The sequence below is a fragment of the Streptomyces sp. NPDC127197 genome, assembly GCF_042672405.1.
Lineage (GTDB): Bacteria > Actinomycetota > Actinomycetes > Streptomycetales > Streptomycetaceae > Streptomyces > Streptomyces flavusporus.
Window position 1 is genome coordinate 12,739 of record NZ_JBHXVG010000009.1, and the last position, 24,972, is coordinate 37,710.

The window sequence follows — 24,972 nt, forward strand, 5'->3', positions numbered from 1 at the left end:
CGGCCGTGAGGACGTCGACCGTGCGTCCGTTGCGGCTGTCGTCTACCGGCGGCCGCGCATGAGCAGATGGAGGAAGTACGGGGTGCCGATCACGGCGGTCATCAGGCCGGCGCCCAGCTGAGCCGGCGCGATCACGGTTCGGCCTGTCAGGTCCGCGGTGCAGACGAGCACGGCGCCCAGGAGCACCGCGACCGGGACCACCCGGGTGTGCTGCCGGCCCACCAGGGCCCGGGCCGCATGCGGTGCCACGAGCCCCACGAAGCCGATCGTGCCCGCGGCGGCCACGGCGGTGGCGCTGAGCAGGACACTCAGCACGAGGAAGCCCAGGCGGCCGCGTGACAGGTCGAGTCCCAGGAGTCTGGGGGTGTCCTCGTCGAGCGATATGAGGTCGAGTTCGGTGCGCCGCAGCACCGCGACGAGCACGCCTGCGGTGAGCACGGCCGCGAGCGGGACGACGTCCGGCAGGGTGCGCCCGTAGGTGGAGCCCGACAGCCAGGTCAGGGCCTTCGTCGCGTTGAACGGGTCGGTGAGAACGATGAGCAGGCTGATCAGTGCGGCGGTCCCGGTGGCGACGCCGAACCCGACGAGGACGAGCCGGTTCTGCTGGAACCCGCCTCGTGCGGCGAGCCCGAAGACGATGACGGAGCTGATCGCGGCGCCCGCGAACGCCGCGCCGGCCAGGCCCCACGATCCGGCCACGGGCGCCGTCGTGACGAGGAGCACGGCGCCGAGCGCGGCCCCGCCGGAGACGCCCAGGATGCCGGGTTCCGCGAGCGGGTTGCGGGTGACGGCCTGGACGAGCGTGCCGGCCAGGGCGAGGGCCGCGCCGGCGAGGAGTGCCGCGAGGACCCGGGGCACCCGGGTGTCCAGGACGAAGCCGACGGTCCGTCCTGCCCTGCCCTGGGCCCAGTTGACCACGTCGCCCAGCAACAGCTTGCTGTCACCGATCAGTACGGCGGCGATCGTCACCCCGACGAGGACGGCCACCAGGACGGCCGTGGTGGTCAGGAAGACGGCCCGGCTCCTGATGCGCAGCCGTTCGGATGCGGCGGCTCCCGCGGTGTCCCGGACCCGTGTGGCCATCACGATCAGGAACACCGCGCCGACGAGGCTGGTGGCGACGCCCGTCGGTACGGCGACCGCGACGTCCGCCGGCACGACGGCGCGCAGGAGTACGTCCGAGCCGAGCACCAGCGCGGCACCGGTCAGGCCCGCGAGGGGAAGGCTCGCGCGCGCCCGGGTGAACGCACGGAACCTGCGGGCGAGGGGGCGTACGAGGGCGGGGGCGCACAGGCCGACGAAGCCGATCGGTCCGGCGAGGGTGACGGCCGCCGCGGAGAGCAGCGCCGCGAGCACGACCGCGGTGATCCGGGTGGGGCGGACCGGGACGCCAAGTCCGCGGGCGGCGTCGTCACCGAGGGCCAGGGCGTCGACCCGGCGGGCGACGAGGAGCAGCCCGACGAGCCCGGCGACTGCGAGCGGCGCCATCTGCAGCACGCCGTCGAAGCCGTTCTGGGAGATGCTGCCCTGGTTCCACTGGTAGAGGCCCTCGGTCTGCTGGGGGAACAGCAGGAGGAACCCTTCGGTGATGGCGGTGAGGCCGAGGGTGAGGGCGCTGCCGGCGAGTACGAGCCGGACGGTGCCCGCGCCCAGTCCGGACAGGCCGAGCACGACGGCCGCCGCCGCGAGGCCGCCGACGAACGCGACGCCGGAGGAGGCGAACAGCGGGAGCGAGACACCGGTGACCGCGGCCAGGCCGAGGGCCAGGTAGGAGCCGGCGTTCACCGCGAGGGTGTCGGGTGAGGCGAGTACGTTGCGGCTGACCGCCTGCAGGGCGGCGCCCGCCATGCCGAGGACGGCCCCGACGAGCAGCCCCGCGGTCGCCCTCGGCAGCCGGGAGGCGATGACGACGGAGGCGTCGGCGGGGTCGGCCCGGCCGGTGAGTGCCTTCCACACCTCACCGGCGCCGACGGCGGCCGTGCCCTGCGTGATGTCCACGACCGCGAGGGCCGCGACCAGCAGGGCCAGAGCGGCCGTCACCGCGGCCGCGCCCGTCCGGGACGTGGCCGCCGGCGGACGGGTGGCGGGAGTTGTCGCGGTGACGGCCATGGCGCTACTTCGTCAGCTCGCCGACGAGGGCGTCGATGTAGGCGCCCATCGACTCCTGGCCGCCGAACATCCAGATTCCGTCGGGCAGTCGGTGGACGTTGCCCTTCTTCACGAACGGCAGCGAGGTCCACACCTTGTCCTTGGCCAGGGCGCCGGTGAACGGAGTGCTGCTCTTGTCCCCGTCGTTGCCGATGTAGGCGAACTGCACGTCGTCGCTCAGCTTGGTGAGCCCCTCGACATCAGTGGTGCCGAGCCCGTAGTCCTTGTCGCCCTCGACGGTCCAGGCGTTCTTCAGGCCGAGCTGCTCGTTGACCGCGCCGATGAGCGAGCCGCTGGTGAAGGGCCGGATCGAGACCTGGTTGGAGATGTCGTAGCCGTCGGCGAAGGCGAGCTCCGCGCCGTCGAGACCGGCGTCCGCGAGGGCCTTCTTGCCCTCGGCGACCTTGGTGTCGAACTCGTCCTTGAGCTTCTCGGCCCGCTCCGTGGTGCCGGTGGCCTTGGCGATGAGGTCGAGGTTCTTCGTCATCTGCCCGATCGGGTCGGAGGCGTTGGCGGACTGCACCTCCAGGACCGGGGCGACCTTGCGCAGCTGCTTCACGGCGGCCGGCGGCAGGTCGGTGCTGGCGACGATGAGGTCCGGCGACAGGGCGGCGATGGTGTCCATGCTGGGTTCGCCGCGGGTGCCGATGTCCTTGGGCTCGTTCTTCAGCGGGACCACGGTGTCCCAGGTCTTGTAGCCCTTGACGTCGGCGACGCCGACCGGGTCGACACCCAGCGATATCAGGAGCTCGACTTCGTGCCACTCGGTTCCGACGACCTTCTTGGCCGGCCCGTCGAGTTCGACCTTCGCACCGGAGGCATCGGTGAGGGTGATGCCCTCGCCGGCCTTCTTCGCGTCGTTGCTGTCGGCGGCGGGCTCGGTCGTGCCGCAGGCGGTCAGGGCAAGGGCCGCGGCGGTGGCGGCCGCCGCGGTCGTCAGGAGGCGTCTCATGAGGGTGTGGTGAGCCTTTCGCTTCGCGTGTGGTGTCGGCCGATCGCGCGGGTGCGCAGCCGGCCCGTGACGGGGTCGGTGTCGACCTCGACGCGGATGCCGTACGTGTCGGTCAGCCGCTCCGGTGTCAGTACGTCCTGGGGGAGGCCGTCGGCGACAACCCGTCCCTTGTGGAGCAGCACGATCCGGTCGGCGACGGCCGCAGCCTGGTCAAGGTCGTGCAGGACAGCACCGACGGCGATCCCGTGCTCGTCCGCCAGATCGCGGACGAGGTCCAACAGCTCGATCTGGTACCGCAGATCGAGGTAGGTCGTCGGCTCGTCGAGCAGCAGCACACCGGTCTCCTGCGCCAGGCAGCCGGCCAGCCAGACGCGCTGGAGCTGTCCTCCGGACAGGTGCTCGACGCCGCGCTCGGCGAGCTGCGTGACGCCCGTCATGGCGAGTGCACGGTCCACCGCCGCCCGGCCGTCCGGATCCGCCTTGCCCCAGCGGCCCCGGTAGGGGTAGCGGCCGAACTCGACGACGTCCCGTACGGTCAGCCCGCTGGGGGTGGGGCGCCCTTGGGTCAATAGGGCGACATGGCGCGAGAACTCACGAGATGTCAGGGCCAGGCCGTCGATGTCGGCGTCGATGACGAGCGTGGCGGTCCGGGGCCGCTGCAGCCGTGCGAGCGTACGCAGCAGCGTCGACTTCCCGCTGCCGTTCGGACCCACCAGGACGGTCACCTCGCCGGGCCGCAGCGCCAACGACGCGTCATGCACGACGTCCACGCCCTCGTACGCCACGGTGACACCCGTGGCCGACAGTTCATGACCGCGGGGACGCATGGCGGCAGAGATCTCATCACCGGCTTTCACGGCAGGTAGGTTAGCCTAACCTTAGGGGTTGTTGTGAAGAGGGAGGGGTGGCCGAGCGCAAGACGAAATTGCGCCAGACTCAGAAATGCAACCTTTTACGCGGTGTCTGGGAGGCGAAGCCGCCGGTGTCGTGGTGCTCGGCGTGGGCGAGCAGGACGGTGTGGTCCCCGGCGGTGACGTAGTCGTCGACCTCGGCGGCAACCCATGTCGCCGAATCCGGCAGGCGTGGCAGTTCCTCGCTCGGCGACCAGGCGACTTGGTCGAACTTGTCCGGGCCCGAGCGGGCAAAGGCCGCGGCGAGACCGGCCTGGGGCGTGCCCAGGACGTTGAGGCCGAAGCGGCCGGTGCGGCGGGTGATCGTCAGCAGTTGTGAGCGTGCGTCCAGCGACACCAGCACCATGGGGGCGTCAGGGACAGGGACACGCAGACGCTGACCGTGGTGCCGTGCGGGCGTCGGCCGTCCATGGCGGTGACCACGGCGACCGGGGACGCGACGGTGGCCATGGCATCGCGGAACGCCTGCTGCGCTGCGGTGTCGGGTGGCGGGGAAGCGGCGGCGGGCATTATCGGGCCGGTTCCGTGACGCGCGGGTCGAGCCCGTACTGGTCGCGGGCCGAGAGGTGGTCGCGCAAGGTCCAGCCTTCCCGGACGACCTCAAGAGCGCGGGCGGAGCGCGGGTCGTGCGGGCTGGGTACGGCGTCGGCCAACTGGCTCGCGCTCAGGGGCTCGTCGATCTGGTCGTAACCGAGCGGCAGGCCGATCATGGCGCCGAGGTAGCGCACGCGCTGGCGCAGGTCGACGGACTCGTCCAGCAGACGCTGCCGGTCGAGGGCGGCCCGGCGGGAGGAGGCGATGGTCGGCATGGAACCGGCGAACATCTTCACCTCGTCCGGGTCACGCCCGGCGCGCTTGGCGGCGTCGCGCAGTGCTTGGCGCTGGGCCCGGCCGTCTTCGATGGTGTAGGGGTTGGCATAGACCCCGTCGGCGTAACGGCCTGCCAGTTCCAGGCCGTATCTGCCGCCGCCTGCCTGGAAGATGACCGGCTGGCCCTGCTCGGACGGGGGGATGGGCAGCGGGCCGCGGGAGGCGACGTGGTGGCCCTGGAGGTTGACCGGCCGGATCTTGCCCATGTCGGCGAACCGCTTTCCGGGTACGTCGAGGACCCACGCGTCCTTCTCCCAGCTGCCCCACAGGGCCTGCACGATCTGGACGACCTCGTGGGCGCGCTCGTACTTCTCGGTGCGCGGGGGAATCGGGCGGCCGAAGTTCGCCGCGGCGGCAGGATCGGAGGTGGTGACCGCGTTCCAGCCGGCCCGGCCGTGACTGATCACGTCCAGGGCCTGGTCTTCGAGGTCCACGTCCAGGACCGGGGTGTCCGCGAAGAACAACAGCTGGATCTTGCCGCGTTCGGCGGCCTGTGCGTACCGCACGAACTGGTCCATGTCGGTGTAGCTGGACAGGTTCGCCCCCGGCAGGCGCCATGCCCCGGGTTCGGCTCCGTAGCCGCTGGTGAACTGCATGCACAGAAGCATCTGTCGGCTTGTCATGGTCGCTCCTCCAGGCGAGGCGAGAAAAACGGAGGGTGCATCCGTTTCCCTTTCGGCAATACGGAGGCATCCTCCGCATTGTCAAAAGGGCGGGATCCGACGAGCCGGAGAGGTGTGCCGTCACTGCTCTGCTCTGGACCGCTCAGCGGCTCAGGCAGATGCCAGCTTCCGGATGCGCGGATGGTTCTCCAGCGCCCACCGCACGGTCTTCGGCGGGCGCCCGAGCAGGGTTTCCAGCTGGTCGGTGACGCCGCGGTACCCCCCGCCGCCCATCAGTCGGGTCAGGGTCTTCAGGTGTTCCGCAATGTGCGGAAACTCGGCCAGGGCGCTGTCCACGTAGGTCTCGTTCCAGGTTTCGATCTCTTCGGGAACGTAGACGACCTGGCGTCCCAGTACGGCCGCGTAGTCCTCCGCGAACCCGTGCATGTCCTTCAGTTCCGGACCGGTGAGGTCGTAGGACTTCGAGATGTGCGGCGCCGGGTCGGCCAGGATCTTCACGCACAGCTCCGCCACGTCGTAACCCGCGATGGGCGCGAGCCGCTGGTGGCCGAAGGGCAGGCGCAGTTCACCGTCGCTCAGCGGGCCCAGCGCCAGCCAGGTCATCAGGGGGTTCTCGACGAACATGGCCGCCCGCACGTTGACGGTCGGGAGGCCGGACCAGTCCAGCACCTGCTCGGCGATCCAGTGGGCCCGTTGCTGCGGCGACCACTGGGTGACGAGTCCGCCGAGCCATGCACGCCGTTCTTCCTCCGGCGCTGTCATCTTCTCGAACGTCATGAAGGACTGTTCGTACTCGGAGATGTTGACGAAGACCTCGATGTCGCCCTGGGCGCGCGCCGCCGCGGCCATCAGGCTGACGGCGTCCGTGTAGTACGGCGACAGGCTCATGCTGAAGTAGATGCGGCGGCAGCCCTTCAGCGCGGCGGTCACGTCGGCGATGTTGAGCAGGTCACCGATGAACACCTCGGCCCCTGCCTGGCGGAGCGAGTGCGCGCGTTCGTCGTCCTGGCGCACGAACGCGCGCACCGGGTGCCCTTGTTCAAGCAGCATGTCGATCATCGTTCGGCTCACACCACCGATTTCGCCGGCGGCACCGGTGATCAGGATGGGGTTGCGCTCTGGCATCACTGTGTCCTCTGTCTGGTGGGGGTGAGTCAGCTGTTCAGGAGGTCAATGAAGGCGAAGGTGAAGTCGTCGAGCTCGACGGCCACTTGTGCGTGAGCCGTGGGCTCTGCTCCAGCCGGACGGTGCCGGCCGGGCGGATTCTGCGGAGCGTCATCGGGGCGCCGGGCCGTCGATGCGGGCGAGGAAGTCCAGGAGTGCGGCGTTGGTCTCGGCGGGACGCTCCTGCTGTGTCCAGTGCCCGCATCCCGGCAGCACCACCACGTCGTGCAGTTGAGGCGCGACAGCGCTCAGCGGGTTGCCCGATCCGCCCTGGCCACGGAACATCTCGCTCAGCGAGCTGCCCCCGTCCAGGCCGCGCAGCGAGGTGACCATGTCGCGGTCTCCCACCACGTACAGCGCGGGGACGTCGATCCCGCGGCCCCGGAACGGCGCGAGCAGTTCGTTGTTGCGTTCGATGTTCCGGTACCAGTTGAAGGCTCCGGTGAACGCCTGCTCGCCGTGCAGGGCGAAGTCCTCGGCGTACGCCTGGATGTCCTCCTCCGTCAGCCAGGCCGGGAGAGCGGGCGACTCCGGCATGGTGTCCAGCAGGCCCAGACCGTCGGGTATGACCAACGGGCGGGGCTCCCTGCCGAGGGGGTTGTCGCCCGAGGCGCCGACCAGGAGGCGGCGGAAGGAGTCCGGGATGTCCTTGGCGAACTCGGCGTCGGCGACTCCCGGTTGCTGGAAGTAGACCTGGTAGAAGCCCTCGCCGTACTGGGTGCGGGTGATCGAGGGCGGGACCATCCCGCCGGGCAGGATCGGCGGAATACTGAGCCCGGCCACCGCGCGGACCTTGTCCGGACGCAGCATCGCCGCGGTCCAGGCAACGGGTGCACCCCAATCGTGACCCACGACGACCGCCTGCTCCTCCCCCAACTCCTCGATCAGGGCCATCACATCGCCGACGAGGTGGAGCAGGGTGTAGGACGTGACGTCCGGCGGCTGCTCGCTGCGGGCGTAGCCGCGCTGGTCCGGGGCAACGACCCGGTATCCGGCCGCCGCCAGCGCCCCGAACTGGTGACGCCAGGAGTACCAGCTCTCAGGCCAGCCGTGCAGCAGCAGGACCAGCGGCCCCTGCCCCTGCTCGGCGATGTGCAGCCTGACCCCGTTCACGTCGACGAAGCGGTGGGTGAGCGAACTCTCCACAAGGAATTCCTTTGACTCGGTGAGTGCGTGCTACTGCTTCAGCTGGGCGTACATGGCGTCCAGGTCGGCGGACAGCTGGGACTTGACCCAGCGGGTGGTGTCGTCGGCCAGCACCTCGTGCGCCCCCGCCTCGATGCCGTCGAGCGCGGCCACGGCGACGTCGCGGGGGTCGGCCTTGGGCGCGTCGATACCCGACGTCATGTCGGTGTCGACGTAGGCCACGTGGAGCCCGGTCACCGCGATGCCGCGCGGCTGCAACTCCAGGCGCAGCGAGTTGGTCTGCGACCACAGGGCGGCCTTGGAGGCGCTGTAGGGCGTGCCGTCGGCCAGCCAGGACAGGGCGGAGTGGACGTTGAGGATGTGACCCCCGCCGTTGCGCTCGATGATCGGCGCGAAGGCCCGGGTGACCAGCAGCGGCCCGTAGAAGTTGGTCTCCAGATCCCGGCGCACCTCCTCCATCGGGGAGTTGAGGTACGAAGCGCCGACGGAGGCGCCGGCGTTGTTGATCAGGATGGTGACGTCCTGGGCCTGCTCGGCGGCGGCTGCCACGGATGCGGGGTCGGTGACCTCGAGCGCCAGCGGAACGGCACCGGGGTGCGTCACCGAGCGCGGGTCACGGGCCGAGGCGTAGACCTTGCCGGCACCGCGCGCGTAGAGCTCCTCGACCAGCACCTTGCCGATGCCCCGGCTGCCTCCGGTGACGAGGACGGTGGCGCCCTTGATCGCTGTCACGACTACCTCCAGAAAATGGGAAACCGATCGGTTTCATTCACCGTAAACCGATCGGTTTCTGCGTGCAAGTCGTATGAGCGCGGCGCGCGGCGTCGAGGTGAAGTCGGTGGATCTCGGGCTTCCGGGAAAGTCGGCCGGCATCCGTCGGTTCAGGCCGTGCTCGCCCGGCCTGCGGCGGGTGACGTCGCGAGCCCGCCGACGGTGATCGACGCGGCCTGGTTGCGCGAACTGTGCCTGGCGGGCGGCGCGGACGACGCGGCCACGGTCGGCCTGGGCTCCCGGGACCTGGTCGGCGGGCGCAGGTGGAGCGAGGAGCTCAGGCGGAGTTCAGTGGAGGGGCTTGCGGAGTGCCGCGTCGTACGGCTCGGCGCCGCGGGGGTGCCCGGCCGGCACCTCTTCGCCCCCCGCAGAGGGACCCGGTCGCTGGTGCCTTATGAGGGGGAATGGATCAGGCCCCTGGGTGACGATCAGCCCCACGTCTGCGGCGGCTCGACGGACGTAGTACTGGCCGCGGGCCTGTCCACGAAAGGGTTGCGGCCTGGGGGAGGGGTCGTCCAGGGCGAGATGGCGTCGGGCATGTCGCCCATGTGGATCTCGGCGTTTCTGCTACGGCCATCGGGCTTCGCTCCGATGGCCGGAAGGCAAGGGCGTGAAGTCACGGGAACTGCTCCGGCTGCCGGAGACGGGCATCAGTCCGGAGAGCGCATCAGACACCGAGCCTGCTCGAAAAGGGATGCGTCAGCGCATGCCTGCCGCGTCGAGCAGGGTGGCCACCGTGGGCGCGATGAGCCCGGTCAGCTTGTCGGCTCCGATCCCCGCGCGGGCGCTGGCGCCGTCGAAGACCAGGCTGAGCTGCCGGGCCAGCAGGTCGGGATCGTTCGCCCCGCCCTGTTCGGCCTCGGACCGGAAAAAGGCTGTCAGGTTCCCCTTGACCTGGTGGGCCACCCGGCTCGCGGGGTGGCTCGGATCCTTGAGCTCGATCTGCACGGCCAGGTACCGGCAGCCCTGGAACTCGGGCGCACCCGCCTGTAGTTCCACCTGCTCGAAGACGTGCAGGATGCGCTCGCGGGGTGAACGGCCGTCGTCCGCGGCGGGCAGGAGCGTCGCCACGTAGGCAGAGGCGCGCTCCTCCAGGCTCGCTGCCAGCAGTTCGTCCTTGCTCTCGAACAGCTGGTACAGGGATCGCTTCGACACCCCCGCCGCCTTGCACAGCGCCTCGACGCCGATACCGACACCCTCTCGGTAGGTGAGCGTGGCCGCCGCCTCCAGCAGCCGCTCTCTGGTACTTGGCTTCGCTTCCGTGGTCATACCGCGAGATTAACTCGATGCGGACGAATTGAAAACCGATCGGTTTTCAGGGGGTGCCGGGGCGATGTCCGGCGCCGCGCACAGTTGATCGGTTGATTTCGACGACCTCCTCCAGGGTGGGCGTGGACGTGAGGGCGGCGAAGTGCTCCATCAGGCGTCACGCGTGCGCGGGGCGTCGGCCCGGTCGGCGGCGCCCAGGGCCGGCTCCAGTTCCTTAAGGGTCAACTAGGTGCAGTAGGCGGGCGCGCCGGGCTGCTGGCGCCAGGAGTCGGCCAGCGGGCCGGCGTCGAAGGGGTCGAAGCCGGTGTCGTCCACGAGGTGCATGGCCACGCGTCGTGCCTCATTGGAGTCGGCCGCGACCGGGATGGCGATGCGGCCCGGGGTTCCCGCCGGAACGCCCTTGGTCTGCTGGGTGCCGGCCAGGGCGGCGTTCCATGCCTTGACCACGGGCCGCCCCAGCTGCTCGGCGATCCACAGGCTTTCCACCCGTCCGTTGTCCACCGCGTCGATGTGCCCGTTGAGGTGGGGGTGGTAGTAGTTGGAGGTGTCGATGACCACCGTCTCGCCGGGTGCGGAGGCGAGCAGGCCGGCCAGTTCCGGGACCCGGTGGAAGGGGATGGACAGGATGATCACGTCCTTGTCCTGGACGGCAGCGGCAGGGGTCGCCGCGCGCGCTCCGAACTCCAGCACGTCGTCCGGGACGGCCTCGGGGCCCCGGGCGTCCGCCACCTGAACGTCGTGCCCGGCCGCACTCAGCTTGCGGGCCAGATTCCCCCGATCGCCCCTGCACCGATAACAGCAATTCTCATGATTTGTCCCTTCGAAGATTGCACCACCCCTGAGGGCGGCAAGATGTGATGAATGTGCGGACGGGGCTGCTGGCCGTCGCCGGGAAGTCCCGTCGGGTCCCGGGTGCCCCGGCAGCCGACTATGAGGGAGCGGCCCGTGGTCTACGCGTCGTCGTCCCGCTCGCAGTATCCGCTCTCGATGAGCATGCGGAGACGGCCGAGTGACTCCTCGTCAGTGGCGCCGGTGCCGCTGATCCAGGCAACGGAAATCGCCGCGAGGAACAGGTCGTAGCCCTTCACCGACGGACGCACGTGCCCCGCGAGCTGCGCGGCCCGCACGTACTCGTCAGTGGTGGTGATGAGGGTGTCGCAGGGAAGCGTGAGCGGGTTGCCCGGCTCTTGCGCCCGGGCCGCGGCCATGAGCGGTTCCGGCAGTCCGCTGAAGGCGCTGAAGTACTCCTCCATCGCCCGCAGCCACTGCCGCAGCACCTCGGAGGCGTCACCGAGCTGGGCGATGTCCGCCTGGCGGGCCACCAGCTCCTCGGAGCGCGTCTGCAGCACGGCCGCCAGCAGCGCCTCCCGGGTGGGGAAGTGCCGGTACAGCGTGCCGGGCCCGACGCCCGCCTCCTTGGCCACCGCCTCCAGAGACGTGCCGACCCCATACTTCAGAAAGTGACGCTGCGCTGCTTCCAGGAGGGCGGCACGGTTGCGCTGGACGTCCACACGGGGCCTGCGCCCCTGCTGTCCACTGGCGCCCATACGCCCTCCCGCCTTTTGCGACTCACCAAAACGGAGGCTGTCTCCGTGCACACCCCACACTAAACGGAGGCAGCATCCGGTCAACTCGAATCGCCGCTCCGCCGACATCTGGAAGGGCACGCCCGACCCAGGCGCCCGGCCACACGGCGCCGGGGATGGGCACGATGTGCCCGCCGCGGGTGAGCAGCCAGGCCAGGGCCAGTGGGGAGACGGTGATGCCCTTGGCGGCGGCCAGGTCGGCGAGGCGGTCGACGGCCTCGACATTCTTCCCGAAGTTGCCGGGCTGCCAGCGCGGGTCGTGGACGGCGCCTGACCCACACATACGGCAGGAGAGCCGATATCCGCCATGCCGCTGCCTCCCACCAGCGATACTGGACGCATGGATGCGACGACCACCGCCTCCCGCGCTGAGGTGCTGCGGGACCGTTACCGCAGTCGGTTGCCCGAGTGCCTGCAGGAGCTGGCCGGCCCTGTTGAGGGCACCGTCGACCTGCCGCTCCACATCGTCTGGTCCGGGCGGACGAGTTACAGTCTGGACCGCCCGAAGTCCCGCATGACGCTCTACCGGACGGTCCTCGCCGAGGGCCTGCGCGAGGACCTGGCGGCTTTCCTTCACCACCGGCTGCTGGCCGAGCAGTGGCCCGTTCTGCGTCGCTTGGTCAGCCCCTACATCCGCGAGGTCTGGGAGGACGCCTTCCCCGAACTGCCCCGCACCGCTCCGGCCGACACGACCACCGCGTGAAGCTCACCCCGCTCCACGAGCGTCTCCTTGCCGACATCCTCGACCTCGGCTCCCCCTATCCTCTGGTCCTCACCGGCGGATACGCCGTGCAGGCCCACGGCCTGGTCGAACGCATCAGCCGTGACCTCGACGTCGCCACCGAGAACCCCGCCCCGATGGACGAGATCGTCGCCTCCCTCACAGCCGGCCTCACCACGCATGTCCAGACCGACCCGCTCAGCGGCCGGTTCCTCGTCACCGACCCGGACACCGGCGAGGAGTGCGAGGTCGACGTCCTCAAGGAGGCATTCTGGGCCCCACCTGCCCAGACCCCCTACGGCCCGGTTCTATCCCTCGACGACGTGATCGGTACCAAGGTCCGCGCCCTCGCCGACCGCGGCACCGTCCGCGACCTCATCGACGTCCAGGCCGCCTCCCGCCACCGCTGACCTCGAAACCCTCGGCCGCCGCCGCGCCCACGACGAGTTCAGCCTCGAGGACCTCCACGACCGGCTCACCGGTGCGGACTGGTACGAGGACGAGGACTACGCCGCGTACGGGCTCACCTCCCGGCAGATCGAAAAGCTCAAGAGGTGGGCGCTGGAGTGGGCGGAGGACCTGGCGGCGCGGATCCATGACGAGAACGCCTGACGGGAGGCCGTACCCCTCTCCCGTTGGCATGATCACGCGCTGGTCGTGGTGTCGAGGAGCTCGGCCCGGACGGTCTTGCCGCCGGACGGGTAGGAGACGCAGTCCCAGTGGTCGGCGAGGGTGGCGACGAGCGACAGGCCGCGCCTGCCGGCGCGGAGCGCATCGGGCTCGGAAGGATCCGCGGGTAAAAGTCCCCGCGGGCGTCGGTGACTTCCGCGCGCAGGCGCCCGGCCGACGGCTCGAAGACGAGCGTGAGCCGGAAGTCGCGGCCCGGCACGCGGCCGTGAAGGACGGCGTTGGCGGCAAGCTCTGCGACGACGATTTCAGCACGCTCCGTAAGGTCCTGCGGAGCGCCACAGGAGCGCAGCTCGGTCACGGTGAGGAGCCGGGCGAGCCGGGCGCCGCGCCGCGTGGACGACAGCAGTTGCGTAAAGGTGTGGGCGGGGGCGTCGAGTTGGGGAACGGCGTGGTTCATGACGCCAGCGTGGCGGCCGGATGCGGGTGGGTACGAGCGTGACGCCCCGTACGCGGAGTCAGTGTACGGACACGCGAAGTGGACAGTACGCCGGGAGTGCCATCACGCTGAGTGGTGAGTGGGGGCGGTAAGGAGCTCGTCGCGGTGCGGTACGGAGAGAGGGGCGGCGGATGGACATCGTCGAAGGGGACGAGGCCGGAGCCGAGCACGCAACCAGAGGCGCCGGCGCACGGGCGGTTCCGGCGGGGGAGTGGGAGCGGGAGCCTCCCCCGTCCGACAGCTTGCGCACGTTCGGCGCGGTCGTCCAGGCACTGCGCGAGCACGCGGGGCTCAGCCGGGTCGACCTCAGTGCCCGGGTCCAGTACTCCAAACACACTGTGGAATCGGTGGAGTTGGGCCGCCGGATGCCGGACCAGGCGTTCGTGGAGCGCGCGGAGGAGGCACTCGGCAACACCGGTGCGCTGCGGAAGGCCGCCCGTCATCTGACCCGGGGCGAGGCGGGTCTCGCGACGTGGTTCCGCCGGTGGGCGCGGCTGGAGCGGGAGGCGGTGAGCCTGTGCACGTACGAGTGCCGGTTGGTGCCGGGATTGTTGCAGTCGGAGGCGTATGCGCGGGCGGTGTTCGACAACAGCATCCCGCTGCTGACCGATGAACAGACGGAGGCTCAGCTCGCCGCACGGATGGAGCGGCAGACGATGATGAAGGAGCGGCCGACCGTGCCGTTCGGCTTCATTGTCAGTCCTTAGCGGATCGGAAGTTCGCTGGTGATTCATGTTCGTGACAACGAGGACGGTGACGGCTTGATCTTGCACACCGCGCGTCTCTTCATCGACGGCCCGATGAGAAGGGTCCTGGAGCTCGCCGCCGCGGTGCGGGATTCCGGGGGATCGCTGTCCCTCGACATTGAGCTGCGGCGTTTCATCCGGACCACGCGCGCGACCGTCGCCACGGACTGGGTGTGCCCGCTCGCCACCGTGACTGCGCTGCTCGACCATGTCGCCGGTCTCTGCGCCGACGGTACAGAAGCCCCGCCCCGGGAATTCCGGCAGTTCCTGGAGCGAGCCGGCGCCGGAGCGGACGCCGCCGCGTACCTGCACTCCCTGGCGGAGAAGCTCCGCGCCCTGGAACAGGACCCGCAGGACGACTACGACGAGCTCCCTTTGTCCCGCTGGGAGATCGACGTCAGATTCCCCCAGCTTTCCGGATTCGGGGTCAACTGGGTGTACGAGGGGGAATTCGCGACCCTTGAGGAGTCCCTGGAGGCCGCGATCGATTCCGAGCACCCCTACTGCGGTGAGTTCCTGGCTCCGCTCGCCGCGGAGGCCCAGTCCGCGCTGGTGCTCTTCCCGGGGGAGCGGGCCATGCAGGACGGCTTGTCCCCCGTCGTCGGCTGGGCGACCCCCCAGGCGCTGCGTGACCTGCTCCAGGCCGTCGACGACCACATGCAGCAGGAACACGTCGCACTGCCCTGACCCGACATCCACCAGAGGTCCCGTCTGCCATGCCGTCCGTGAACCGGTCCGCCACCTGTCCCGACCGTGAAACCGCCCTGTGGGCCACGCAGCAGGTCGTCACCGCCAACGAGCGGCTCATCCACCGCTGGCTCGCCCAGGGCACTCGCCCGCGCCTGACCATCGAGGCGTCCTGGCCGTCGCGGCCGGAACCGGTCGGCCGGGTGCTGTTGCAGGCGATGATGCCGGCGGGGCGGGAGCCCGTCGATGTGCGTGCCGCGCGGGTCGTGCTCAGGCGGGACCCGTCCGCCCCGCACGGTTTCGTCGTCCACGCCACGTTCCCCGTCTACCTGTAGCCAGTCCACCCCCGATCATCGGTAAAGGCCGATCCCCGTGCCCTTGAGCCCTCTCGAACACGACCGCCGCTACGGCGAACTGGACCAGGTGGTCCGTGCCTACGTCGGGCAGCCGGCGGACGACACCCCGGACGCGCCCGGCGAAGCCTTGACGGCCTACCTCCGGTATACCTGGCACACCCGGCCCTGGGCACTGGCTGTCGCCGAACGACAGGTGCGGGAGTACGCCGAGAACCCGCCCGGACGGCTCCGGCTGCGACTGGGCGAGTTCTACGCCATTCCCGACGTGGGCCTGCCCGAAGGCGAGGTCCAGGAGTGGCTGTTCACCCTCGCCGACCACCTCAAGCGCAGCATCGAGCAGGGCGAGGTGCCGCCGCCCGCCACGCTCGCCACCCACTGGGAGTGGCATGCTGGCCCGTTGCTCGCGCGCGAGAGGCGAGTGACCGTGATGGATGCGGCCCTGGGGTTCCTGGCGGCGGCGCCCGTTGCCGCGCGCCGCCGCCGACGGAGGGTGAGAGCGAGTGCTCAGCGGGGGTGAGTGTTCACTCCGCACCGACTGCGGCGAGGAGCTCGACCCGTGACGGTCCCGGATCGGAGTAGTGGGGCGCCGTGCGGCCGAGTTCGGCGACCATTCCCTCCAGGCGGGGGTCGGTGAACGTCTCCTCGGCGGTCGCCAGCAGCGAGCCGATGTCCGCGAAGGCCCGCAACAGCTCGGGATCCCGCAGCTTGGCGGTGTCCAGCGCCCGCCTGAAGTGCCAGTCGCGGTCGTCGGTCTCGTACGGGACCGGGACGTCGTGTGTGGCGGCGTCGATCTCGGCGAGCCGGTGCCGGTCCCAGTCGGCCAGGCCCTGCTGGATCGGGGCCAGGGAGGTCCGGGTGAACTCGTCGAACCGCAGGGCGAGTTTCTCCGGCTCGTCGGGGCCCGCCGTGCGCAGGAGGTCGCGCAGGGCGGTGGCGTGCAGGGCGCCCATGGACATGCCCAGGCCGAAGAGCGGATTGGTGGTCGCCCAGGCGTCGCCGACGCTCAGCACTCCGGTCGCCACCGGCCGACCGCCGATCACGAACCGCCGGTGCCTGCTCTCCATGCCGGACATGGCCATGATCCCGCTGATCGGCTCGCCCTCCTCGGCCAGATATGCGACGTCGGGGAACAGCGCCACCGCCCGGTGCCAGGCGCCGGCTTCGCGCAGCCCCCGCAGGGCGCGGTCGCGGCGGGACACCCCCACGGACAACGCCCACGTCCCCGCGTCGCCCTCGATGGCGACGGTCGTCACGCTGTCGTAGTGGGCCACCCGCCAGACCGGCCACTTCGGCAGCTTGCCGTCGGAGGAGCGGAAGTACCGGGTGTAGGCGAGGAATCCGTTCTCGGCGCGCTCCTCCACCGGTCCGGGGGCGCCGAGGTCCCGGAGCATCCCGCCCAGCGGCGAGTTGCGGCCGCCCGCGTCGACGACCAGGTCGGCGTGCACGGCCTCGCCGCCACGGGTGAGCACCCCGGCGACATGTGGCCGCCCGGGCACCCGCTCGTGGCCGGTCAGGAGTGCGGAGACGGCCGTGTCACGGCGGACGGAGAGCCCCGGGGTGCGGGCGGCCACGGCGGAGAGCGCGGCCTCGACGACAGGGCGCCGGGCGGCCATCATGGCGAACCGCTCATCGCCCGGACGCCGACCGCCGATGGCGTCCAGCCCCCACGCGCCACTGAGCAGATTGCACGGCACGCCGCCCAGCGCCGTCAACTCGGAGACCACCTCGGGCAGTTCGTCCACCAGCGTCCGGAACGCCGCCGGCAGCAGGATGTGCGGATGCCGGAACTGGCCGACTCCGGGCCGCTCCCACACGTCCCACGCCTCTTCCGCACCGCCCCGGGGAGCGCCCGGATCCCGGTCCAGCACCGTGACCCGGTGCCCCTCCCGGGCCAGCAGCATCGCGGCCGTCATGCCGACGGGTCCGGCTCCCACCACAACTACGTCCATCTCAGTGCCTCCTGGTATCGATCAGCGACAGGAGCCACCCTCGGTCTGCTCGCTGCTCACCCACCAGACAGGTCCGGTGCCCGCGGTTGCTCGTTTCTGCTCGGTTGCTGCTCACCCGGTCACTGCGGCGTCAGCGGGCATCCGTCCCGTAGATCTCCCGACGCCACAACGCGTCGCAGACCCGCGCGATGCCCACGCTCAGGTGTCTGCGGTACGTGCTGAAGGGCAGCCCCAGCCGCGCGGCGACCGCCTCCTGGGTGGGCGCGCCGTGCAGATAGGTCGCCGCCACCGCCCGGTGGTACTTCTCGCCGCCCCGCTCCGCGCGCAGCGCGTCGACGGACTCGGCCAGGAGGTCCGCCAGTTCGGCCCCCGGCCCGGCGGTCAGCCTGCTGCGGGCGAGCGGGTTCAGCGCGAGATCCTCCGCCCGTGAGAGTCCGCGCAGTGCGTCCCGTACGGCGGTGTCGAACTCCGGCCGGGACAGTACGGCGTACTCGGCGCTCCGCCCGGAGACCACGGCCGGTGTCTGGGGGACGCCGGGCACGCCCGACAGCATCAGTCGGGTCCTCTGCTCCGCCCACGCCCGCACCGACTGTGTCCGCCAGTCGACCGTGTACAGGTCGTACGTGAGGTGCCCGACCCGCGGTCGGTTCCCGATCGTCGTCAGACCGAGGCTCGTCAGATAGGGCCGCCAGAAGTCCCCGGAGCGTATGGCGACGTACATCCAGGCCACCCGCCCCTCGGCGCGGGCGACCTCGGCCACACCCCGCCACTGGTGGAGGTCCTCGACCGGTGAGATCTTCGGGTAGCGCGGCGAGGTCAGGGAGAAGCGGGCCATCGCCAGATGCTCCCCGTCACGCAGTGCGGCCGTGCTCCGGGTGTGCGACCAGGCCGCCGCGACCACGGGGTCGACGTCCTCGCCGTGCGGCTCGGTCAGCTGCAGCCAGGCCGAGAAGCCCACGATCTCGTCGTCCCGCGTGGTGCGGCAGACCCGGAACGCCTCCGGCTGCCGGTCCAGCCAGAAACGGGCGGCGGCCGCCGAATCGGGCCCTTCGACCTCGGTCACCAGGTCTAGAACCGTGGCGTGGTCCGCCGGTTCGCAGGCGGTCGACACCACCTCGCCGCCGCGCCAGCTGTTGTAGTCGGCCATGTGCCGGCCGGTCCGGTACAGGAACATGAACGCGCCGACGGCCGGGAGCATCCCGCTCTCGGGAGCCGACCGGATCTGTTCGAGCAGGTGGCGGCTGAGCCGACCGTGCAGCTCGGCGAAACCCTCGGGGTCGCGCCAGCGCAGGTCCGCCTCCAGCACCTCACGCACCACGTCGTGCGGGAACAGGCCGTGCCGGGCGGACTCGACGAAGGGCAGGCCGCGCAGCCAGGCGAACATCGGCGCCGCTTCGTCCCCGAGTACGGCACGCAACAGTGTCTCGGTGGTCACGTACGCGTGGGCGCACACTTCCAGGGCCCGGCGGTGCACCGGGGAGGGGACCTCGCCGATCAGCCGGGGCAGCAGGGTGGCGATGGCGTCCCGGCTGGGCTCCCAGCCCGCCGACCCCGCCGAGTCCCCCACCGCCACCGCCGCCGCGAGCGCCAGGGCGAGCGGGTGGCCACCGGTGAAGGCCAGCAGGGCGGACCGCGTCCCCTGCGGCACGCCACGGGCGCGCAGGAAGGCCGTGGCCTCCTCCGGGGCGAGGTTGCGCAGGGCGACCGTGCGCAGCAGATCGGCCCAGCCCGGATCGGAGATCCACCCCGCGTCCGGTGGCTGCCGCCCCGCGACGACCACCAGCGCGTCGGCCGGCAGCCGGACCAGGAACCGGTCCCGCAGCCAGCCTTCGAGCCCCTGGCAGCGCTCGAAGGTGTCGACGAGCAGGACGGCCCGCTCGTCGGTGAGCACCGCCCCGGCCTCCTTCTCGAACGCCTCGGGCGTGGGCTCCATGAGCCGGCCGTCGACCTCGACCACCTCACGTCCCGCCGCCCGCGCCTCGGCGGCGAAACGGCGCAGCAGCATGGACTTCCCGATGCCGCCGGGCCCGTGCACGTACAGCACCGCGGGCGCCTTCGCTTCGCCGGACAGCGCGGAGCGGAAGAGGCCCAGCTCGGCCATCCTCCCCGTGAAGACGCGGTCCCGCGCCTGCTGTACCTGATCCCCCACCCTGTTCGCCCCACCGCTCATGGAGCCCCCCTCTCCGGCCGTGACCCACACGGCCAACGGCAGACTCACACCACAAGGGCCCGCCAGCAAACTGACGGGTCCTCAGGGATGCGGTGAGGCTGGGGCTTTACGATGGCCGGTGGTCGAACCGGCCGCATGGAGAGCGTGGTTCGGTCACGACCCCTCGGCGGCAGACTTCAACGCCTTCAGCCATGCCCTCAGAGCGCCTTCCAGGGCCGTGCGCATCCCCTCCGGGTCGGCTTCCACCGGTGCCCCCGCCCAGGATTCGAGGGTCGTGACGACCGTGGCGTCCCCGTCCGGCTCGAAGATCCAGACGTGGACGCCCTCGATGCCGTGGGCCGGGCCGCCCCACACGGTGCGGCGCAGGGGGCGTACCTCCATGACGCGTGAGCTGATGCTCATGCCCGCCGTCTCCCAGTCGAAGACACTGCCCTCGGCGAAGTCCCCGGACAGGTGGGCCTTGTCGATGCCCACGTTCCAGCTCGGCCAGGCGTTGACGTCGGTGTGCAGGGCCCAGAGCGTTTCGGGGGTGGAATCGATGGTGGTGGTCAGCTCGACGATGACGGGGGCTGAACGGTCGATGTCCTTCATGGCTTCCTTCTCTGCGAATTGGTCGTACAGGGTGCTCAGTCCCGATCGGCGATCCAGGAACCGTGGATTCCGGCGGCGGCCCTGCGCGGCAGGTGCACGGTGGCGACGGGCGCGGCCGTGATGTCGGTGGCGTCCAGGACGAGGAGCTGGGAGGCGTCCGCGTGCAGGTCACTGACGACGGTCAGCAGATAGCCGTCGTCCTCCGAGGTGCCGTGCTCGGCGGGTACGAAGAGCGCCTCGCTGGGCAGTCGCCCGTCGCCGACGCTCCGGACGGAACGTGCCCCGGTGGTTCGGTCGTACTTGACGACGCCGAAGTTCCCGACGCCCCGGTCGTCCGGGAAGGAGATCGCGTACTGGTAGCGGTGCCTGCGGCCGGTGAGCTCCTCGTTGATGGTGGGGAACTCCACGACCAGGTCGTCGACGGTCTGCTCGCGTACGGTGCCGGCCACCAGGTCGATCACCCACTGCCGGTTGAAGGAACGGGAGTTGGGGGTGGCCCCGCGCTCCGGTGAACCCACCCACCAGTTCCAGGACCGGCGGAAGCCCTCCCGGTCCACGGTGGGGCCCTCCAGCACGATGCGCCCCCGGTCGTCCTCGTAGGCGTTGGCCGCGTGCAGCATCGATCCTGGCTCAATGCCGAACCACCGGACCTGCGCGGCCCCGCCCTCCCCGCGCGGCAGCACACCGATCCTGGCGGGCTGCTCGTCCTTCCAGGCGTAGGGGATGCCCGAGGTCTCCGTGGGGTCGAAGGTCACCGTTCCCTCGACGAAGACCACGTACCGCTCGGTGACGGCGAAGTCGTGCTTGAGTGACGCACTGGCGCCCGGCACGTCCTCGCTGCGCAGCAGTTCCCCCTTCTCCGAGGCGACGTGGTGGGTCAGATACGGCGGGAACGGCGAGGAGCTGAAGAAGTGCAGTTCGCCGGTGGCCGGGTCGTGCTTGGGGTGGGCGGTCATGACGTCGGTGAGCTTTCCGTCGAAGTCGTACGGCCCGACCGTCTCCAGCTCCGGTGTCAGCTCGAAGGGCAGGTTGGACTCGCACAGCGCCAGCAGCCGGCCGGCGTGCTCGATGACGTGGGTGCCCGCGGTGCTGGCCGTCAGGTCCGGGCCGTGCTCGGTCATGTAGGGCGCCCCGCCCAGCGCCGGCGTGCGGACCCAGCGGTTGCGATACCACTCGGCACGCCCGTCGCGCAGCCGGATGCCGTGCACCATGCCGCTGCCTTTGAACCAGTGGGTGGGGGTGACGCCCGGCTTGGGGTTGTGGCCGTTGCGGATCAGCCGTCCGGACAGTTCGGGGGGCAGGTGCCCCTCGACGCGCAGGTCATGGGCGGTGATCTCGTCGACGTGCGGGGTGTAGTGGCCGGTCAGATAGGGCTTCATGAGGGTTCCTTCTCTTTGATCGGTTCGCTGGTACGGGTGGTGGCGCGGGTGCCGATCCTTTGGTGGGCGCCTGCGCCGATCGCGGCCAGCACGGCGATGACGGCCGCGCCGACGAGGGCGCGGCGGTATCCGTGCGCCAGGGTTGCCGGGCCGGCCACGGCGGTACCGGCCGCCGGTGCCGCGAGGGAGGCGAGGACCGCGAGGCCCAGGGCCCCGCCGACCTGCCGCGTGGTGTTGACGAGCCCGCCCGCCACGCCCACGTGATCTGCGTCCACGCCGGTCACGCCGAGCGCGGTCAGCGGCACGAAGGCGAGACCGAGGCCGAGGCCGATCAGCACGGTCGGGCCGAGCAGGTCGGTCAGGAAAGTGCCGTCGAGCGGAAGACGGGCCAGCCAGAACAGTCCCGCGGCGAGGAGCGCGAAGCCGGGCACGAGCGTTCCCCGCAGCCGTCCAGCCAGCGCGGAGGCCGCCATGAGGGCGGCTGCCAACGGGAGTTGGGTGAGTCCGGACTTCCACGGGTCGTAACCGAGGACCTTCTGCTGGTAGAGCGGCAGGAAGAAGAAGGTGCCGAGCCACACCATGCCGAGCGGCAGCATGAGCAGATTGCCCGCCACGACCGGCCGGTTGCGCAGCAGCGCGGGAGGGATCAGCGGGTTCTCCGCGCGGCGTTCGACCGAGACGAGGTTCAGCAGCAGGAACACCCCGGCCACCGGCAGCAACATGCCGAGCGTGGTGGACCCGTCGTCCCGTGCGCCGAGGCCGTACACGAGCAGGACCAGGCCGGCGGTCATGACGAGAGCACCCGGCAGATCGAGCCGACCGGTGCGGCCACGCGCGTCGCGGGGGACGAGGCGCGGCACGGACAGCAGCAACGGTACGGTGCCGATCGCGCTCACCGCGAAGACCGACCACCAGCCCACGACGTCGGTCAGCACCCCGCCGAGGAGGACCCCTGCCGCGCCGCCCGCCGCCGTGGCCGCTCCCCACAGGCCGAGCGCCCTGCCGCGGACCGGGCCCGGCGAGGACTGCGCCAGCAGGAGGGCCAGGGCGGCTGGTGACAGCACGGCGGCGCCGACACCCTGCACCGCCCGCGCGGCGATGAGCGGTCCTGCCCCCGAGGGAATGCCCGCCGCGAGCGATCCGGCGGCGAACAGGGCGAGCCCGGTGAGGAAGACCCTGCGGCTGCCGAACAGGTCGGCCAGCCGTCCGCCCACCGGCAGCAGGGCGCCGAAGGCGAGCACGTAGGCGCCCACGACCCAGGTCAACACGGCCTGCCCGGCGCCGAGATCACTCCCGATGGCGGGCAGCGCCACGTTCACGACGGACGTGTTGAGGACGACGAGGAACTGCGCGGTGGTGAGCAGGGCGAGTACGGCACCGGAGCGCTGTGCGGGTGGATGCGGGGAGGGTGTGAGAGCAGGCATGACGGCCTTTCAGACGGCTGGCCGGGCAGACGGACGCCCCACGGTGGGGCTCCCGGGCTGTCGATCGCGTCGGCGCTGCCCATGCTGTCCCGGCTCGCCGGGCGGCCCCCAGATCAGTCGGATGCTCACTGGTGCTCAGTGGTGCTCGCCGACGACACGTGGCTGGCCCACGCATCGACGTAGGGTGTGCCTTGTCGTGTCGATGCGCCGCACGCGGGGGTTCAGGGGGGATGGCGATGGAGCGGGTGCCCGGCAGTCTGGCGGAGCGGCTGAACTCCGCGCGGGACAGGGCGTTCGTCGGACGGTCCGCGGAGTTGGGGCGCTTCGGAGCCGCTCTGCGACAGGAGCCGGGCGCGGGGGCCGTCCTCTACGTGCACGGTCCCGGCGGGGTCGGCAAGTCGGCGCTGCTGAGGCGGTTCGCTGACGAGGCCCGCGACGCGGGACGCATCGTCGTCGAGGTCGACGGCCGGCTCATCGACCCCTCGCCGCTCGGTTTCGAGGCGGAGGCGGCCAAGGCGGCGGGCGCGGGCCCCGGGGACGAACTCGTCCTCCTGGTCGACGCGTTCGAGCGCTGCCAGGGGCTGGAGGGCTGGCTGCGCGACAGGTTCCTGCCGCACCTGCCCGAGCGTGCCGTCGTCGTGATCGCGGGTCGGCTGCCGCCGAGTACGGCGTGGACGGTCGACCTCGCCTGGAGCGAGGCCCTGGAGATCCTGCCGCTCGCGCCGCTGGACCCGGCCGCCTCCGCCGCCCTGCTGGAGCGCAGGGGGGTGGCACCCGCCCTCCACCAGCCCGTGCTGTCCTTCACCGGCGGCCACCCCCTGGCGCTGACTCTCGCGGCCTCGGTCGCCGTCAGCGACGCCGGCCCGCAGGCGACCTGGGAACCGACCCCCGACGTCATCGCCGCCCTGCTGGCGGCCCTGATCGGTGAACTGCCCTCTCCCACACACCGGATGGCCCTGGAGACGGCCGCCCACACCATGACGACGACCGAGGGGCTGCTGAAGGCGGTGATCGGCGAGCAGGACGCCGCAGAGATGTTCACCTGGCTGCGCGGCCTGCCGTTCGCCCAGTACGGCCGCCACGGCCTCTTCCTCCACGACCTCGTTCGCGAGATTCTCGACCGGGACCTGCGCTGGCGCGACCCGCAGGGCTACGAGCAGATGCACCGCCGGGCCGGCCACCATCTGCTGGCCCAGGTCCGCACCTCGTCCGGCGCCGACGTGATGAGCGCTCTGCGCGCACTCACCTACCTCAAGCGGTATGGCCCGATGGCGCCCTACTTCCAGGACCTGGACCAAGAAGGAGACGTCTACGAGGACAGCCTGCGCCCCGAGGACCACGAAACGCTGGTGAGGATGGCGCGGGAGGTCGAGGGCGAACGGTCCGCGCGGTTCGTACGGCACTGGCTGGCGCACCAGCCCTCGGCGTTCATGGTGTACCGGCGCACCGACACGGGCGAGACCGTCGCGTTCATGACCTGGCTGCGGATGACCGCGCGGAGCGAGGAGGCCGAGGCCGACCCCGTCGTGGCGGCGGCCTGGGACCACGTCGAGCGGAGCGCGCCGCTGCGCCCGGGCGAACACTTCCTCCTGGCCCGCTTCATGGTGGATCCGGTGACGTACGGCGGGATATCCCACGTCGGTCACCTCATGCAACTGCGCATCTGCGTCGACTGGATCAGATCCCAGGGACTGGGCTGGTCCTTCATCCTCAGCTCCGACGCCGCGCTGTGGACGCCCCTGATGTCCCACCTCGGGCACCGGCAGGTGTTCGAGACACCGTGGGACCAAGGGCGCGTGTTCACGGCGTTCGCCTGTGACTGGCGCGTCACCCCGCTGGAGATCTGGTTCGACCGTACGCAGCCGGGGGCCCTCTCCGACCCGTCCGTGCTCCCGGCTGCCGACCGGCCGGACGAGGCGGCCCTCACCCGGGCCGACTTCGACCGGGCGGTCCGGGACGCCCTGCGCGCCCTGCACCACCCCGACGACCTGCGGTCCAACCCGCTGCTGTCCAGCCGTACGGTCGCCGTCGAGGCCGAGTACGGCAACAGCGATCCCGTGGACGCGCTCAGGCGCCTGCTCACCGAGACGGTCGAGGCGCTGCTCGACGAACCCCGAGCGGTGAAGGCGCACCGGGCGGTGGCGACGACCTTCCTGGAACGACCGCGCACCCAGGAGGCGTCCGCGCAGCGGCTCGGCATCCCCTACAGCACCTACCGGCGGCATCTCGCGCAGGGGATGGAGCGCGTGTGCGAGCTCCTGTGGAGGAGGGAGCGGAGCGGAGCGCCCGCCGAGTGACCACACCCATGCGCGATGAGCAGGACTGAGCAGCAAAGCGGGCTTCCGGGTGAGCGGTCATCCGCGACAGCATGAGCGGCACCCCG

Annotated in this window: 20 protein-coding genes and 5 pseudogenes; 7 read left to right on the forward strand and 18 right to left on the reverse strand. The window is 71.0% G+C overall.

Annotation, left to right across the window (positions count from 1 at the left end):
• Positions 1 to 42: 42 nt before the first annotated feature.
• The 12 genes and pseudogenes from ACFVJQ_RS16210 to ACFVJQ_RS16265 form a co-directional block, all read right to left on the reverse strand.
• Entirely contained in the window at positions 43 to 2,109 is a 2,067-nt protein-coding gene (locus ACFVJQ_RS16210; RefSeq protein ID WP_385509507.1) for an iron ABC transporter permease, read from the reverse strand.
• A 4-nt stretch (positions 2,110 to 2,113) separates the two neighbouring features.
• On the reverse strand, positions 2,114 to 3,100 hold the full coding sequence (locus ACFVJQ_RS16215) for an ABC transporter substrate-binding protein (protein ID WP_385509509.1): 987 nt from the start codon (positions 3,098 to 3,100) through the stop codon (positions 2,114 to 2,116).
• Positions 3,097 to 3,927: an ABC transporter ATP-binding protein gene (locus tag ACFVJQ_RS16220; protein WP_385784752.1), complete on the reverse strand. Its 831-nt coding sequence runs from the start codon at positions 3,925 to 3,927 to the stop codon at positions 3,097 to 3,099. Before ACFVJQ_RS16220 ends, ACFVJQ_RS16215 begins: the two co-directional genes overlap by 4 nt.
• Before the next feature lie 109 nt (positions 3,928 to 4,036).
• Positions 4,037 to 4,521, reverse strand: a pseudogene (locus ACFVJQ_RS16225) (flavin reductase family protein).
• The gene (locus ACFVJQ_RS16230) at positions 4,521 to 5,504 is read right to left on the reverse strand and encodes an LLM class flavin-dependent oxidoreductase (protein ID WP_385784354.1); all 984 of its coding nucleotides are present in this window, start codon (positions 5,502 to 5,504) and stop codon (positions 4,521 to 4,523) included. Before ACFVJQ_RS16230 ends, ACFVJQ_RS16225 begins: the two are co-directional and overlap by 1 nt.
• A 150-nt stretch (positions 5,505 to 5,654) precedes the next feature.
• Positions 5,655 to 6,629 (reverse strand): NmrA family NAD(P)-binding protein, encoded by a 975-nt coding sequence (locus tag ACFVJQ_RS16235; RefSeq protein ID WP_385784357.1) that lies wholly within the window; start codon positions 6,627 to 6,629, stop codon positions 5,655 to 5,657.
• A 150-nt stretch (positions 6,630 to 6,779) separates the two neighbouring features.
• Complete coding sequence (locus tag ACFVJQ_RS16240) at positions 6,780 to 7,814, reverse strand: alpha/beta fold hydrolase (RefSeq protein WP_385784360.1); 1,035 nt, start codon at positions 7,812 to 7,814, stop codon at positions 6,780 to 6,782.
• Between the two features lie 30 nt (positions 7,815 to 7,844).
• The gene (locus ACFVJQ_RS16245) at positions 7,845 to 8,546 is read right to left on the reverse strand and encodes an SDR family oxidoreductase (RefSeq protein WP_385784362.1); all 702 of its coding nucleotides are present in this window, start codon (positions 8,544 to 8,546) and stop codon (positions 7,845 to 7,847) included.
• 738 nt (positions 8,547 to 9,284) lie between these two features.
• Positions 9,285 to 9,854 carry a TetR/AcrR family transcriptional regulator gene (locus tag ACFVJQ_RS16250; RefSeq protein WP_385784365.1) on the reverse strand — a complete coding sequence of 190 codons (570 nt, stop codon included), beginning with the start codon at positions 9,852 to 9,854 and terminating at the stop codon, positions 9,285 to 9,287.
• 225 nt (positions 9,855 to 10,079) lie between these two features.
• On the reverse strand, positions 10,080 to 10,583 hold the full coding sequence (locus tag ACFVJQ_RS16255) for an NADPH-dependent F420 reductase (protein ID WP_385784368.1): 504 nt from the start codon (positions 10,581 to 10,583) through the stop codon (positions 10,080 to 10,082).
• 221 nt (positions 10,584 to 10,804) lie between these two features.
• Entirely contained in the window at positions 10,805 to 11,401 is a 597-nt protein-coding gene (locus ACFVJQ_RS16260; protein WP_385784370.1) for a TetR/AcrR family transcriptional regulator, read from the reverse strand.
• Positions 11,402 to 11,423: 22 nt separating this feature from the next.
• Complete coding sequence (locus ACFVJQ_RS16265) at positions 11,424 to 11,723, reverse strand: aldo/keto reductase (RefSeq protein ID WP_385509516.1); 300 nt, start codon at positions 11,721 to 11,723, stop codon at positions 11,424 to 11,426.
• Positions 11,724 to 11,780: 57 nt separating this feature from the next.
• On the opposite strand from ACFVJQ_RS16265, the gene ACFVJQ_RS16270 reads away from it, so the two are divergent.
• Both ACFVJQ_RS16270 and ACFVJQ_RS16275 read left to right on the forward strand, forming a co-directional pair.
• A complete protein-coding gene (locus ACFVJQ_RS16270; protein WP_385509517.1) occupies positions 11,781 to 12,143 on the forward strand; it encodes a hypothetical protein in 363 nt (120 codons plus the stop codon).
• Positions 12,140 to 12,773 (forward strand): annotated as a pseudogene (locus ACFVJQ_RS16275) (nucleotidyl transferase AbiEii/AbiGii toxin family protein). Before ACFVJQ_RS16270 ends, ACFVJQ_RS16275 begins: the two are co-directional and overlap by 4 nt.
• A gap of 32 nt (positions 12,774 to 12,805) precedes the next feature.
• Here the strand turns inward: ACFVJQ_RS16275 and ACFVJQ_RS16280 are convergent.
• Positions 12,806 to 13,248: pseudogene (locus ACFVJQ_RS16280) on the reverse strand (ATP-binding protein).
• Positions 13,249 to 13,418: 170 nt separating this feature from the next.
• On the opposite strand from ACFVJQ_RS16280, the pseudogene ACFVJQ_RS16285 reads away from it, so the two are divergent.
• The 4 genes and pseudogenes from ACFVJQ_RS16285 to ACFVJQ_RS16300 all read left to right on the forward strand — a co-directional run.
• A pseudogene (locus ACFVJQ_RS16285) lies at positions 13,419 to 13,985 on the forward strand (Scr1 family TA system antitoxin-like transcriptional regulator); the annotation flags it as partial.
• Positions 13,986 to 14,048: 63 nt separating this feature from the next.
• Positions 14,049 to 14,720 (forward strand): hypothetical protein, encoded by a 672-nt coding sequence (locus ACFVJQ_RS16290; protein ID WP_385784373.1) that lies wholly within the window; start codon positions 14,049 to 14,051, stop codon positions 14,718 to 14,720.
• A 29-nt stretch (positions 14,721 to 14,749) separates the two neighbouring features.
• Complete coding sequence (locus ACFVJQ_RS16295; RefSeq protein ID WP_385509520.1) at positions 14,750 to 15,055, forward strand: RNase A-like domain-containing protein; 306 nt, start codon at positions 14,750 to 14,752, stop codon at positions 15,053 to 15,055.
• 37 nt (positions 15,056 to 15,092) lie between these two features.
• Positions 15,093 to 15,467: pseudogene (locus ACFVJQ_RS16300) on the forward strand (hypothetical protein); the annotation flags it as partial.
• 130 nt (positions 15,468 to 15,597) lie between these two features.
• On the opposite strand, the gene ACFVJQ_RS16305 reads toward ACFVJQ_RS16300, so the two are convergent.
• The 5 genes from ACFVJQ_RS16305 to ACFVJQ_RS16325 form a co-directional block, all read right to left on the reverse strand.
• Positions 15,598 to 17,025, reverse strand: a complete 1,428-nt coding sequence (locus ACFVJQ_RS16305) for an NAD(P)/FAD-dependent oxidoreductase (protein WP_385784376.1) — start codon at positions 17,023 to 17,025, stop codon at positions 15,598 to 15,600.
• A 130-nt stretch (positions 17,026 to 17,155) separates the two neighbouring features.
• Entirely contained in the window at positions 17,156 to 19,195 is a 2,040-nt protein-coding gene (locus tag ACFVJQ_RS16310; RefSeq protein WP_385784379.1) for an ATP-binding protein, read from the reverse strand.
• Between the two features lie 153 nt (positions 19,196 to 19,348).
• Positions 19,349 to 19,786 carry an SRPBCC family protein gene (locus ACFVJQ_RS16315; RefSeq protein ID WP_385509523.1) on the reverse strand — a complete coding sequence of 146 codons (438 nt, stop codon included), beginning with the start codon at positions 19,784 to 19,786 and terminating at the stop codon, positions 19,349 to 19,351.
• 35 nt (positions 19,787 to 19,821) lie between these two features.
• Positions 19,822 to 21,165 (reverse strand): carotenoid oxygenase family protein, encoded by a 1,344-nt coding sequence (locus tag ACFVJQ_RS16320; RefSeq protein WP_385784382.1) that lies wholly within the window; start codon positions 21,163 to 21,165, stop codon positions 19,822 to 19,824.
• A complete protein-coding gene (locus ACFVJQ_RS16325) occupies positions 21,162 to 22,589 on the reverse strand; it encodes an MFS transporter (protein WP_385784385.1) in 1,428 nt (475 codons plus the stop codon). Before ACFVJQ_RS16325 ends, ACFVJQ_RS16320 begins: the two co-directional genes overlap by 4 nt.
• Positions 22,590 to 22,825: 236 nt before the next feature.
• On the opposite strand from ACFVJQ_RS16325, the gene ACFVJQ_RS16330 reads away from it, so the two are divergent.
• On the forward strand, positions 22,826 to 24,886 hold the full coding sequence (locus tag ACFVJQ_RS16330) for an ATP-binding protein (RefSeq protein ID WP_385784388.1): 2,061 nt from the start codon (positions 22,826 to 22,828) through the stop codon (positions 24,884 to 24,886).
• Positions 24,887 to 24,972: the final 86 nt, after the last annotated feature.

Bases quoted from the DNA above. Each gene is read 5' to 3' on its own strand.
- ACFVJQ_RS16230 (WP_385784354.1), bottom strand. From the start codon at position 5,504: ATGACAAGCCGACAGATGCTTCTGTGCATGCAGTTCACCAGCGGCTAC.
- ACFVJQ_RS16315 (WP_385509523.1), bottom strand. From the start codon at position 19,786: ATGAAGGACATCGACCGTTCAGCCCCCGTCATCGTCGAGCTGACCACC.
- ACFVJQ_RS16325 (WP_385784385.1), bottom strand. From the start codon at position 22,589: ATGCCTGCTCTCACACCCTCCCCGCATCCACCCGCACAGCGCTCCGGT.
- ACFVJQ_RS16330 (WP_385784388.1), top strand. From the start codon at position 22,826: ATGGAGCGGGTGCCCGGCAGTCTGGCGGAGCGGCTGAACTCCGCGCGG.
- ACFVJQ_RS16210 (WP_385509507.1), bottom strand. From the start codon at position 2,109: ATGGCCGTCACCGCGACAACTCCCGCCACCCGTCCGCCGGCGGCCACG.
- ACFVJQ_RS16305 (WP_385784376.1), bottom strand. From the start codon at position 17,025: ATGGACGTAGTTGTGGTGGGAGCCGGACCCGTCGGCATGACGGCCGCG.
- ACFVJQ_RS16250 (WP_385784365.1), bottom strand. From the start codon at position 9,854: ATGACCACGGAAGCGAAGCCAAGTACCAGAGAGCGGCTGCTGGAGGCG.
- ACFVJQ_RS16215 (WP_385509509.1), bottom strand. From the start codon at position 3,100: ATGAGACGCCTCCTGACGACCGCGGCGGCCGCCACCGCCGCGGCCCTT.
- ACFVJQ_RS16270 (WP_385509517.1), top strand. From the start codon at position 11,781: ATGGATGCGACGACCACCGCCTCCCGCGCTGAGGTGCTGCGGGACCGT.
- ACFVJQ_RS16220 (WP_385784752.1), bottom strand. From the start codon at position 3,927: ATGCGTCCCCGCGGTCATGAACTGTCGGCCACGGGTGTCACCGTGGCG.
- ACFVJQ_RS16235 (WP_385784357.1), bottom strand. From the start codon at position 6,629: ATGCCAGAGCGCAACCCCATCCTGATCACCGGTGCCGCCGGCGAAATC.
- ACFVJQ_RS16310 (WP_385784379.1), bottom strand. From the start codon at position 19,195: ATGAGCGGTGGGGCGAACAGGGTGGGGGATCAGGTACAGCAGGCGCGG.
- ACFVJQ_RS16260 (WP_385784370.1), bottom strand. From the start codon at position 11,401: ATGGGCGCCAGTGGACAGCAGGGGCGCAGGCCCCGTGTGGACGTCCAG.
- ACFVJQ_RS16320 (WP_385784382.1), bottom strand. From the start codon at position 21,165: ATGAAGCCCTATCTGACCGGCCACTACACCCCGCACGTCGACGAGATC.
- ACFVJQ_RS16295 (WP_385509520.1), top strand. From the start codon at position 14,750: ATGCCGTCCGTGAACCGGTCCGCCACCTGTCCCGACCGTGAAACCGCC.
- ACFVJQ_RS16265 (WP_385509516.1), bottom strand. From the start codon at position 11,723: ATGTGTGGGTCAGGCGCCGTCCACGACCCGCGCTGGCAGCCCGGCAAC.